Consider the following 11,860-nt stretch of genomic DNA (forward strand, 5'->3'; position numbering starts at 1 on the left):
AGCGTTCTCATCATAAAATTAATTTCTAAAAGCCGAAACAGGCCCTAGTTCATTTTCCAAATATATGCGGACGGCACCACAAAAACCAACAATGGTTTCCTGCACTTCCGACAAGCACCCTTGCACTTCTTCGTGTCGGATAAGAAGATATTCTTGTACAAGTGTTTTACGAAGCCTAACCAGTTCTTTTACCTGTTGCGCCATGTCACTTGTCACTACTTTTTCATCCTCAAGGATATCAATGATGTCCTCATAACTGCCAGGGTCCCGCATGATAAACCCGTCAATCATCGCGTTTCCTGCATCCAGTATGCCTTCAATGATTGCTACTGCCACACGCTCAAGCGCCTTCTTTTCAATGGAAGAATTCCATGAAGCATGCTGTTTAAATAGAGCGATATTTTCTTCAATATAAAGTAAAGTTTGCTCAATTTTTTCTCGATCCACAAAGTACATCCTTTATTCTCCTTTGCTTGTATCTTAGGTGTTATTACGTAATCGGTTGCAACAGCCTTGGCCTTGCGTAAAAATACCCTTGTGCCATGTCTACTTTATGCTTAGAAAGAATCTGAACCTCTTCAGGCCGCTCGATCCCTTCTGCAACTACAAGCGAACCAGTCTCATTCGCTATTAACAATAGTCCTTGCAGCATTCTCTCTTTGACCATGCTTTTATCAATATCTTGAATGACAGAACGGTCAATTTTTATTATATCAGGCATGATTCTGTTGATGGTATGAAAACTTGCATAACCGGCACCCGTATCGTCCACGGCAATCTGAAAGCCAAGTTCCCTCAATGCGACGATATTCCGCTCAAAATTCTTTAATCCATCCGTCGAATCCTGCTCTGTCACCTCTATGGCAATATTTTGGGGAATAATCTCCGGGTATTTTTTCAAAAGGAAGAGCACCTTATCTATTAGCTCTATCTCGTTTAATGTCGTTGGAGTAAAATTGATAAAAATGGCTTCCTTCATTTTGCATTGATAGATGAGCTGAAACGCCTTTTCCAAAATCAGTAATTCAAGCATAAACAAACGGTTAGTCTGCTTGGCGATAGAAAATAACTGCAGTGGATTCTCCATTAAGGATCCTTTTGGGCCACGAGTCAGTAGTTCCCAAGCCTTTATGCCGCCCTTAGATACATCCATAATCGGTTGAGCCAAAAGCGTTATATCTTTAAAAGCAATAAGTTGATTTATTTGAAACTTCAATTGCTGGTACTCTAATTTTTCCTGTTTTTCTGCCATGGCCATTGCTTGGACATGCGCTTTTAGCATGCACTCGGATAAGGTATACTCCCCTGATTCCAAGAAAACGTATCCACTTTGCACGCACAGATGCTGATTGTCGAGCTGTCTATACTTACGGGCTTCAATGACAGCCTTTACCTTATCTAGCCTCGTCTCGAGTTCTGTTGTACTGTGAAACCTTTCATCCACTTTCAACAGCAAGGAAACCCCATCACTATATTGCTCATGTAAACACACAATTTCTTCGGCAGTAAATGTTTGTCCAATGACTTTTTTAAGCTGCGCCTTGATAACTTCCCGGCAAGACATATATTTACGTCTTCCTATTTTAGAAATGATATTCTCCAAGTCAGGAAAATAAAAGGAGATCACTGCTACCTGAAACCCCTTTTTCAAAGTATGTGTCACCCTTTGTTCAATCGGGTTTCTCAAAATATAAATCGGCGGATAATACCGCAGATATTTGGACGGAAGCATTATTTTTACTAGATGTGAGCCATTCTTTTTATAGTATCTCTTTATGCAATTCCAGCTTCGCCCCATGAAGTGGCTCCCTTCTCTCTAGAAAAAATCAGCAAGTGGTATTTTCTTTATTTTATCACAAAAAATAAGAAAATTGTCCCATTTATTATTTGGTGTAACAATAATTGAAAATATCCGATAACAAGAAAGAGGCTGTATTTGTTATACTAGAAAAAGATGCAAGAAGGAGGACTCGATATGGGAGAAAAATTCTTTTTATATGATGATACAGTAGATACGAAAACCCGCTTTGTCAGCTTTATGGGGGAAAACAGCCGCTTTGATTTGGCTATAGTCAAATCAGACCGCTATTACGGTAAAAGTCTGGTCCTTGATATCCAGGGCAACCGTTTTGCCATCATTGGCAGCGATGACTTAGATGAGCCTGGTTATCTTGAACATGCCTATCAGTTATCTGAAGAAGATGCAGCAGAATTGCGCTCATTTTTGTATGAGGTAGTTTAACTATTTGAAGAAATTCATAATCCTCTATTGTCTCGGAAAAACTATCATTATTCCAAGACAAAGGGGATTTTTCATGTTTATGAACGAAAAGGATAAAGAGGACAAACACTATACCGATTTCTCTAATGTGGAAACACAACAGAATTATCTGATACCTGAGACATTACCTGAAGGTCCTTATGGCTCACCGCGCGGCAAAGATACACCTGTGGAAAATAAAAGTACTCCATGGCGGGAGGGGCAGCGTTATTATAGTGCCTTTAATTATGAAAATAAAAACCTTCATCAGGATATCCCAAGACAGCATCCAGGCGCACATCCGACCCATGATGACAAAACGATGAATGAAGAGCCCCCATATGGGAATGCAAAAGACTAACCTGTAAAATAACTAACCCCACCAACCTAGTTGATGGGGTGCTCTTCGTTTATAAATCACTTTGCCTCTGCAGCCGGCTTTTTTACTTTTTTTAATACAAAGTAAGCACAGCCAAAATTACAATATTCCAATATGTAGTCAGGCAGAGTGCTTATCTTTGTGTCATGGGTGGATTTATGATTTTGGTCTTCAAAAAATCCTCGCAAACGCAACTGATTATATCCCCAGTCACCTACAATGTAATCGTATTTGTTTAACACATCAATGTATCTTGCTCGAAAGGTTTCTTCGTTGAAGCCGTTTCGATTCTCTTCCAACAGTTCGTAGCAATGGTTTCCTATACAAATCATATTCCGCTCCTCCATTTCTGCTCTTAGTTACATTATAGACCATTCTCCACTAATTTCTAAGTCAAAATTTTTCTCAACGGGCAATCCTATGGGTAAGGAGGTGTTTCCATTGAGGAAAACAATAAAAATTCTTGCAGCATGTAGTTTAGTTACTGCTATGACTTCAGCCTGTTCTTTTGACCCTACGCCAGAAGAACGTCAAGCCAGAAGCGCCATATACGGGCGTGACGGGCAGCCAATGAATACAAATACAGGACACCGTTACGATATGTATGATGCAAGAGACAACAACAAACATGACCAAACTCATTTCGGGTACGTTCGCGACCAAGCAGACCCCGTGAGAAATTCCCAGCGCTACAACGAAAATATCGCTGCGGTGGATTATGGTGAGATTGCCAATATCATCAATAAAATGGTGGTTCAATTACCTGCAATAGAAGACTCCGCTACTTTGGTAACGGATGAAGAAGTGCTTATTGCATATGAAACAAACAGTGAAGACCGTGAACTTACAGCTGACCAGGTAAGTAAAACGGGATTGTCCATCGTTCCGCGTTACTACCATGTTTACATTTCTGACAACCCAGAAATGATTCACGATATCGAACGCTTTCGTTCCCTTGGTGTGACAAGCCCTAGAGTGGATGAGATATTAGAAACAACTATAAAAGAAATGCTCAAATCTCCGCAAGGCAAACAGCTGAACACTGGCGAAAACGGCAACGGAGAAGCCGACGGTGAAATGAATGAAGAGTCAGACAAAAGCGAATTCCGAAAACAAATGAAAAACGACTAACAAAAAAGGTACAGCTCCCAAGTATATAGGAGCTGTACCTTTTCATATTATGCCTGTGCTTGTCTTGCTTTGGATGCTTCGTTTACCTGCTCATCGGCATGATAAGAAGAACGAACAAGCGGACCAGCTTCACAATGACTGAATCCTTTCGTCATTGCAATTTCCTTCAACTCTGCAAACTCATCCGGGTGATAATACTTCTGTACCTTAATATGTTTCTTAGATGGCTGCAAGTATTGACCAATCGCCATAATGTCCACATTGTTCGCACGAAGATCATCCATTGTTTCGATAATCTCTTCTTTCGTTTCTCCAAGTCCAATCATAATGCTTGATTTCGTTGGAATATCAGGTTGTAATTCTTTTGCACGACGCAATAGTTCTAGAGAACGGTCATAGGTTGCTCTCGCACGAACTCGAGGTGTCAATGAACGAACGGTTTCGATGTTGTGGTTCAGAATGTCGGGTCTTGCTGCCATTAACATTTCAATGTTTTCATACACCCCACCCATATCAGAAGGCAATACCTCAATAGTAGTAAAAGGATTTTCGCGACGGACCGCTCTGATCGTTTCGGCAAAAATGGCAGCGCCACCATCTTTCAGGTCATCACGGGCAACCGCTGTAATAACAGCATGCTTTAGGTTCATCAATTTAACCGACTCTGCTACGCGCTCCGGCTCTTGTGTGTCAAGCTCTGTCGGCAATCCTGTCTTGACTGCACAAAATCGACAGGCACGCGTACAAATCGCACCAAGAATCATAAAGGTAGCTGTACGCCTTACTGCCCAGCATTCGTGGATGTTCGGGCACTTTGCCTCTTCACAGACTGTGTTAAGGTTGTGCTCTCTCATCAGTTTCTTTAAACCTGTATAGTTTTCATTCGTGTTCAGCTTGATTTTCAGCCAATCTGGTTTCCGTATGTACTCTTCTTTTTTAGCCATATGATCAACTCCAACTTGTCTTATTTTCAAGAAGACTTCACTGCTAATTTATCTGTATATTTTCACTATTCAAACTTATTTTATAGGGAAAATGACATATTCACACCTGTCACTTTATCAAACATCCAGTAAAGAAACAAGTCCAAAAACCTTCCACGAACATACTCCTGACAATCTTCCATGAATTAGTATTTATGAAATGAGGAAAACTTACCAAACTAACAGTAGGAAATGAAAGTAAAGGATGGAGTGAGGACTTGATACGGCTACTTTTATGCGTAATAATCTTATTTGGATTAATCCCTGTAGAGGCATATGCTGCAGATACTAACTTAACCGACGAACAAATATATGCTAAAAGGCAGGAATTATATAACCGCATGCAATCTGTCACCCAGATTCCATGGTACTATTTTGCAGCTGTCGATCAATACGAAAGAAATGTCCGCAGAGTTAGAAGGGACATACCAAAGGCGGAAGGCGTTATAGGGATTTACTACAAGCCTGAAATATGGGCTGGTCCACTAAACCCTAATCCTCAGGACAACAACCCTATCAGCATTCAATTCTTTAGTGGAAAAGGAATGGATGGAAACGGGGATGGAGTCGCTGATTCCACCAATGATGAAGATGTCTTGTTTACTTTTGCAAGTTATCTGCAGTCTTATGGCACAGATAAGGAGAACATTAAAATTGCCTTGTGGGAGTATTATCAGCGAGATAAGACTGTTGGATTAATTATGAACCACATGAAGCTTTACAGTACGTATAATACACTTAAGCTTGACACACATGCTTTTCCTCTGCCGATCCGGTCTAATTTCAGCTACCGAAACACATGGGGAGATGCCCGCGGTTGGGGTGGAAGAAGAATGCATGAGGGCACAGATATTTTCGCAAGCTACGGTGTCCCTGTTCGTTCCACTTGTTATGGAGTCGTAGAAATAAAAGGCTGGAACAAATTCGGCGGTTGGCGACTTGGTATCCGAGACATTAATAATACCTACCATTATTTTGCCCACCTAAACGGCTTTGCCAAGGACCTTGAAGTAGGGCAGGTCGTGGAGCCTGGTCAAATTATCGGATCAGTAGGCAGCTCTGGGTATGGGCCACCGGGAACGGCTGGGAAATTTCCGCCGCATCTCCACTATGGCATGTATAAAGATAACGGCTACTCTGAATGGTCGTTTGACCCCTTCCCACACCTAAAATCTTGGGAACGCGTGGATAGAAGAAAGCGATAAAATTTTCACAAAAAACATTAGTTAGTGGTTAAACGCCGCTGTTCCTTTCCGCAAATGGCTTCGCTTTCCGCGGGACGGTGCTTGAGCCTCCTCACTGCGTTTGCGGGGTCTCAACCTACCGTTACTCCCCCGCAGGAGTCTAAGCCATTTGCTCCAATCCACAGCTAGAAATTCCGTTAAAGAAACGTGGGCTCACGGACCTCCCGCAGGCAAGCGAAGCGCTTGGAACGGAGATCAACTGGATTTTTTGCTTTCTTATATCTAAAAAAAGCTGCTGACCGAATTTACTCGATCAACAGCTTTTTTATTTTTATGCTTCCTTACCCTTCTTCATAGCCCAAAGGATACTTCCAGCAAGGCCACCCCAAATGATGACAATTCCGACAACCATCATGATAATCGCACTTGTTTCCATTATTTATTGACCTCCTTTGACGAGGAAACCGGTAGTTCCAACGTGTCTTTTTTCCACTTAATAAGAGAGAAAGCAATACCCACAAGCAATGCAAGCACCGCGACACTTACACCATACTGAATCGTGAAGATCCGAGGATAACCCTCGTAAACCTCCGCAATGTTTGTTCTAATAAGATCAATCATCATATAACCAAGTACAAGTGGTGTAATTACTGCTAAGGACCATGTCCACCAATGTCCAAGGAATCCTGTTAATTTAATATCAGAGATTTCATTGGCATGGTTTCGCAATGAAGTAAGCTGTCTTGCAAAATAGACAACCACAATTACTTGCACAAGTCCTGCAAGCGCCACACCGAATTGGTTGATGAAGTAATCTGCCACATCAAGGAAGTTCAAACCGCCTTTTGTTGCGAATAGGATAGAAATAACGGCAGACAATCCACCACCGAATGCTACTGCTTTTGTACGGGATACTTTGAATTTATCCTGCACCCCTGCAACAAATGTTTCTACAATAGAGATTAATGAAGATAGTCCAGCCAATACTAGTGATCCGAAGAATAAGAATCCAAATAATTCCTTAAAGGCTGGAAATTCATTGATGATCTGCGGGAACACGACAAATGCTAAACCTACACCGCCCGCTACCACTTCATCTACTCCAACACCTTGCTGAACTGCCATGAATCCTAAAATACTGAATACACCGATACCTGCCAGTAATTCGAACCCGGAGTTACTGAAACCGGTAATAAATGCGTTGTTTGTAATATCCGCTTTTTTCGGCAGATAACTGGAATACGTGATCATAATTGCAAATGCAATCGATAAACTGAAGAAAATTTGTCCATATGCAGCTACCCATACCTTACCGTCTGCAATAGTGCTCCAGTCAGGTTTGAAGAATGCGTTTAATCCAGTTGCTGCTCCTTCCAATGTCAGAGCGCGAACAACGATAATCAAGAATAAAATCACTAGAGCAGGAATGAAAATCTTATTCGCTACTTCTACACCCTTTTTAACACCCTTGAAAAGGATACCGAGTGTAACAACCCATACGATTACTAATGGAAGTAATACGGAAGGAACAAGTCCCCCAATCTCACCTGGTGCAGCTACCTGAAGGTACTCTCCAATCAGGAATCCACCTGTATCGTCTCCCCACTTAAGATTCAGTGAGAACACGGAGTAGGACATGGCCCAAGCAATGATGACGGCATAATAAGTAGAAATTACGAATGCAATACCAACTTGCCACCAGCCAAGCCATTCATACTTTTTGTTCATTCTTGCATAAGAAAGCGGTGCAGAACCACGGTACTTATGACCCATAGTGAATTCAAGGATCAATAATGGAATACCTGCTGTCAGAAGAGCGAATAAATATGGTACAAAGAATGCTCCTCCTCCATTTTCATAAGCAGTTGCTGGAAAACGCCAAATGTTTCCTAACCCGATGGCCGATCCAACCGCTGCTAAAATAAATCCTGCTCTTGTCCCCCATTGCGGTCGATTTTCCATTCTCTTTCTCCCCCTACTCAGACTCTTTTTTTTACCAAAAAATAGATGAAAGAGTCCAAATGTTTTATTTTTTCTGATTATTTAATATAATTTATACATAGTATAACTAGACTTTATGACTATGTCAAAACAAACTTTTACACTATATTAATCGACATCATGTGACAATACTCTACAATGTATTTTTATTCTATTAATTTTGTGAATTAAGCTAGAGTAACTGCTATGAATGTGTTCTACAGTGAATATTTATTCACTTAATTTTAAAAAAAGAAAAACACCTCTCTCGTTATCACTTAATTAAAAGTAGATAAAAAGGAGGTGCTTTTTACTTTATTTGAAAAGTATTATTGGATTATTCTGCCGTTTCTGCTGTTTTAAACGCTTTAAAACTAAAGCCAATGATGACAAATGCCACCAATACTACGAGCAGACCAAGTAATGTGCTTCCTGTTAAACCTAGCACAATGTACCCCACAATGGCGACACCTGCACTAATAAGCGCATATGGCAACTGTGTAAGTACGTGATCAATATGGTTACACCCTGCACCAGTGGAGGAAAGGATGGTGGTATCAGAGATAGGTGAACAATGATCTCCGAATACCGCCCCTGCCAATACTGCTGCTAGAACTGGCAATAGGATGGTTACATCTGTGCCCACTGCTATTTGACCCGCAATAGGAAGTAACAGGGTAAATGTTCCCCAAGAAGTTCCTGTTGCCAGTGCTGTAAAGCCGGCGATAACAAAGATGATTGCTGGCAAGAAAGCAATATTAATATTGGAGTTTTCTACCTGCTCGGCAATATAAGTTCCTGTACCTAAGCCATCTATCAATCCTGCAATCGTCCAAGCAAATAATAGAATGTAGATGGCAGGAAGCATGGATTTCGCACCTTCGACAAATCCGCGGCCCACAACATTGTTGGATACTCCACCTTTGGAAATCTGGCTGAAAAGCAAGACCAAGGACACGACCAAGGCAAACAATCCACCATAGAATAATGCTGCAGATGGATCTGTATTTTCAAAAATACCTAAAACAGTGATATCTCCTTCAATTGCCGATGCACCTGTCCATAGCATCGCTCCAATTACACCAACGAAAAGCGCTATAATCGGCCATACAAGATTACCAATCGTTCCCTTCGTGCTAGTAGGAAGCTCATCTGACAGCTCTCCAGGCACTTCTTTTTCAGGATCGTATAATTCTCCGGTCTCCATTGCACGTTGTTCGTGCTTTTTCATAGGACCAATATTAAAGTTAAAATAACTTACCAAGAAAACCATGATTAATGCAGAGAAAACGTATAAGTTCATAGGAATGATTTGCATAAATGCACTGATTGCTGTTAAATCACTAATATTTTGCCTTACAATTACGTCTGTTCCAATAATACCGATAATAACGGCACCCCAACTTGAAACAGGTGAGATCACACAAATCGGTGCAGAAGTGGAATCAATCAAATATGCTAGTTTTGCACGTGATACTTTGTAGCGGTCTGTTACTGGTCTACTGATCTGACCTACTGCCAATGCGTTAAAATAATCGTCAATAAAAATGACAATACCTAAAATGGCAGTTAAGAATTTGGATCCTCTTCTAGTTTTGATTTTTGTCTGTGCCCAGTCAGCAAATGCTCTGCTGCCGCCAGTAATGGAAATGTACGCAGTAATAATGCCCAGGATAATTAAAAATACCAGGATATAGATGTTCCAAAGATTTAACTCTTTATCATCCACAGAATAAAATAAACCGAGTACTATATCCCAAATCAGCACAACCATCGTCACCGGATTAAAGTCGGCTAACATTAATGCTGCCGCCAAAATACCTACTCCAAGTGAAAGCAAAACTCTTCTGGTCAAAATAACCATCAGGATTGCAAGCACTGGAGGAATTAATGAATAAATTGTTCCTTCCACAAAAAAACCCCCCAATAAGCTGTAATATGTTTGACTGGGATTCAAACGGTTTACAACAATGGAAGGCGCTGAAAGAAAACAAAATAAAAAGTAATGATAGAAAATAACTATCATTACCTATGTAATGTGTTATCCTCCATCCGATCAGTAGCCCTCCATTATTGCACCGTCCGTACCGGTCATAATGGCAGTGTTATCCTTATTCAAGATAACCCCAGCAACATGAGTTCGACCGCTCATATTGCTTCGGCACAGCATCCTTTCTTTCTACCATCTTAGGTGTCAACCTCCAGTAGTTTTACTCTTATGCTATGCAGCCTCTACCTCATCGTATGATAAGGGAAGTATATTATTTTATGAATTCACTATAACATATATCCTGATATAGGACAAAGGAAATATATTTCTTTTTTCACTAGTCTTTCCTATTAACTGACCGCTGCTCTCGTTTCTAGTGAATCACAGTCAACGATCGCTAAATTCAGATGATCCTTTAAATTGATATCATAAGCAGCGTCCAATTCTTCGCCTTCTTCTTCGACCACCCTGATGATAGGTCGCTCTGTTAGGTCTTTATTTTGACCTACGACAAGCCCTTTTCTCCCATCATTCAATGTCACCATTAAACCATAAGGATAGATGGCCACCGATTTACGGAAGGCTTCAATAATCTCCGGTTCATATAAAGTACCAGACCCTGCATATAGGATTTCAAGGCCTTCATGTGGCAGCATCGCGCTCCGGTAAATGCGGTGTGAAGTCACAGCATCGAAAACATCCGCTACGGCAAGAATTTTTCCAAACAAATGAATATCGTCCGATTTAATTCCGCGAGGATAGCCACTGCCGTTTAACCGCTCATGGTGCTGGAACGCACAGTGCGCAACAAGCAAAGGAATCGTCTGCATATTACGAAGGATATCATAACCATAGGTGGCATGACGCTTCATTTCTGCAAATTCATCGCTTGTAAGCTTTCCTGGCTTAAACAGAACCTCATTGGGGATCAACATTTTTCCTATATCATGAAGAATCCCTCCAAGCCCCAGTGTCTCTAAATCTTTTTGGGACAGCCCTAACTTTAGTCCAATGGAAAGGGAATAAAGCGTCACATTCAACGAGTGAGTAAACACGTAATTGTCGTGCACATACACATCGGTCAAAAGGGCGGACACTTCATCATTAGATTTCATGTCTATAAGGAGATTTTGAATGAGTGATTTGATGCTTTTTGAAGACTTGTCCATGACAAACCACTTACTTAACTCTTTTTCGTGTTCTACTGATTTAAAGGTATCAGTGATCGTCTTTACTGCTTCTTTGCGCGTTTTGTCCGAAATAATAGTCGGCACTTCCATCCCGCTTGTACGGGCATCTTCTATATATACATACGTTACATTCAATTGTTGCAGGCGTGTGATCATGCGTGAAGTGACAGAGATTCCTTCACTCAACAACACTCTTCCAGAATCATTGTAGATTGATCTGGCCAATACCATTCCCGGTTTCATTGATTTTGTAGGTAATAGTCTCATAACTTCTCCTATCTTCACATTTCGACAAAATCTATATATTTCCTATTATAGTAAAAATTCCGTGATAAAGCTTGATAAAATAGAAAAAAGTTTGAAAAGTTTGTTACGAACACAAAAATACCACCGTAAAAGGACGATGGTATTTATCTTTTATAGCATTTTCAGCAAAGCCTCTCTACCAGGCATCCCAACAGTAATGCCTAAATTCTCCGCCTCATACGTAATAGATTCCAAAGGGGCTTCAATTAATTGCTCGATGGTACGCACTCCAACAGCCCGCCCTGCAATGATTTTCCGGTCCTTTAGCTTGGCATTCAATAAGCCGACATCCAGCGCACCGCACATGATATAACCTTTATCACTAGTTACCGCCAAAAAATTGGTCTTTGGCAATCGCACCGTGATCGCAGTAAACGTATGGCCTTCTATTGTAATTGGTGTCATTTCAATCATAGATAATTGTCACGCTCCCTTCCCATATCAATTTATGGTGTGT

The 11,860-nt window shown here is 40.9% G+C and carries 13 protein-coding genes and 1 riboswitch; of the genes, 4 read left to right on the forward strand and 9 right to left on the reverse strand.

The window, feature by feature from the left end; genetic code table 11:
• Window positions 1-18: 18 nt before the first annotated feature.
• Both LG307_RS18510 and LG307_RS18515 read right to left on the reverse strand, forming a co-directional pair.
• Window positions 19-456, reverse strand: coding sequence for a DUF86 domain-containing protein (locus LG307_RS18510; RefSeq protein WP_404445042.1), 438 nt, complete (start codon window positions 454-456; stop codon window positions 19-21).
• A gap of 34 nt (window positions 457-490) precedes the next feature.
• On the reverse strand, window positions 491-1,651 hold the full coding sequence (locus tag LG307_RS18515) for an EAL domain-containing protein (protein WP_404445045.1): 1,161 nt from the start codon (window positions 1,649-1,651) through the stop codon (window positions 491-493).
• A gap of 324 nt (window positions 1,652-1,975) precedes the next feature.
• Between LG307_RS18515 and LG307_RS18520 the strand changes: the two genes are divergently transcribed.
• Together LG307_RS18520 and LG307_RS18525 are read left to right on the forward strand one after the other, a co-directional pair.
• Complete coding sequence (locus tag LG307_RS18520) at window positions 1,976-2,242, forward strand: DUF3055 domain-containing protein (protein WP_088019408.1); 267 nt, start codon at window positions 1,976-1,978, stop codon at window positions 2,240-2,242.
• A gap of 73 nt (window positions 2,243-2,315) precedes the next feature.
• Window positions 2,316-2,621 carry a cytosolic protein gene (locus LG307_RS18525; protein ID WP_404445048.1) on the forward strand — a complete coding sequence of 102 codons (306 nt, stop codon included), beginning with the start codon at window positions 2,316-2,318 and terminating at the stop codon, window positions 2,619-2,621.
• 56 nt (window positions 2,622-2,677) lie between these two features.
• Here LG307_RS18525 and LG307_RS18530 read toward each other — a convergent pair whose 3' ends face one another.
• The gene (locus LG307_RS18530) at window positions 2,678-2,971 is read right to left on the reverse strand and encodes a YutD family protein (RefSeq protein WP_010196615.1); all 294 of its coding nucleotides are present in this window, start codon (window positions 2,969-2,971) and stop codon (window positions 2,678-2,680) included.
• A 109-nt stretch (window positions 2,972-3,080) separates the two neighbouring features.
• On the opposite strand from LG307_RS18530, the gene LG307_RS18535 reads away from it, so the two are divergent.
• The gene (locus tag LG307_RS18535) at window positions 3,081-3,770 is read left to right on the forward strand and encodes a YhcN/YlaJ family sporulation lipoprotein (RefSeq protein WP_404445051.1); all 690 of its coding nucleotides are present in this window, start codon (window positions 3,081-3,083) and stop codon (window positions 3,768-3,770) included.
• A 47-nt stretch (window positions 3,771-3,817) separates the two neighbouring features.
• On the opposite strand, the gene lipA is transcribed toward LG307_RS18535, so the two are convergent.
• Entirely contained in the window at window positions 3,818-4,714 is an 897-nt protein-coding gene (gene lipA, locus LG307_RS18540) for a lipoyl synthase (protein WP_404445053.1), read from the reverse strand.
• 260 nt (window positions 4,715-4,974) lie between these two features.
• Here lipA and LG307_RS18545 point away from each other — a divergent pair, with 260 nt between their 5' ends.
• A complete protein-coding gene (locus tag LG307_RS18545) occupies window positions 4,975-5,958 on the forward strand; it encodes a M23 family metallopeptidase (protein WP_404450504.1) in 984 nt (327 codons plus the stop codon).
• A 310-nt stretch (window positions 5,959-6,268) separates the two neighbouring features.
• Here the strand turns inward: LG307_RS18545 and LG307_RS18550 are convergent, their stop codons facing one another.
• The 5 genes from LG307_RS18550 to LG307_RS18570 all read right to left on the reverse strand — a co-directional run bounded on the left by LG307_RS18550 (window position 6,269) and on the right by LG307_RS18570 (window position 11,817).
• The gene (locus tag LG307_RS18550) at window positions 6,269-6,373 is read right to left on the reverse strand and encodes a methionine/alanine import family NSS transporter small subunit (protein ID WP_404445054.1); all 105 of its coding nucleotides are present in this window, start codon (window positions 6,371-6,373) and stop codon (window positions 6,269-6,271) included.
• Window positions 6,373-7,899 carry a sodium-dependent transporter gene (locus tag LG307_RS18555; protein ID WP_404445056.1) on the reverse strand — a complete coding sequence of 509 codons (1,527 nt, stop codon included), beginning with the start codon at window positions 7,897-7,899 and terminating at the stop codon, window positions 6,373-6,375. Before LG307_RS18555 ends, LG307_RS18550 begins: the two co-directional genes overlap by 1 nt.
• A gap of 355 nt (window positions 7,900-8,254) precedes the next feature.
• Entirely contained in the window at window positions 8,255-9,829 is a 1,575-nt protein-coding gene (locus LG307_RS18560; RefSeq protein WP_404445059.1) for a Na+/H+ antiporter NhaC family protein, read from the reverse strand.
• Between the two features lie 140 nt (window positions 9,830-9,969).
• A riboswitch (Lysine riboswitch) is annotated at window positions 9,970-10,160 on the reverse strand.
• 97 nt (window positions 10,161-10,257) lie between these two features.
• A complete protein-coding gene (locus tag LG307_RS18565; RefSeq protein WP_404445061.1) occupies window positions 10,258-11,364 on the reverse strand; it encodes an HD-GYP domain-containing protein in 1,107 nt (368 codons plus the stop codon).
• Window positions 11,365-11,514: 150 nt separating this feature from the next.
• Window positions 11,515-11,817, reverse strand: coding sequence for a YunC family protein (locus tag LG307_RS18570; RefSeq protein ID WP_404445063.1), 303 nt, complete (start codon window positions 11,815-11,817; stop codon window positions 11,515-11,517).
• Window positions 11,818-11,860: the final 43 nt, after the last annotated feature.

It is taken from the genome of Sutcliffiella horikoshii (assembly GCF_044809035.1).
Classification (GTDB): domain Bacteria; phylum Bacillota; class Bacilli; order Bacillales; family Bacillaceae_I; genus Sutcliffiella_A; species Sutcliffiella_A horikoshii_G.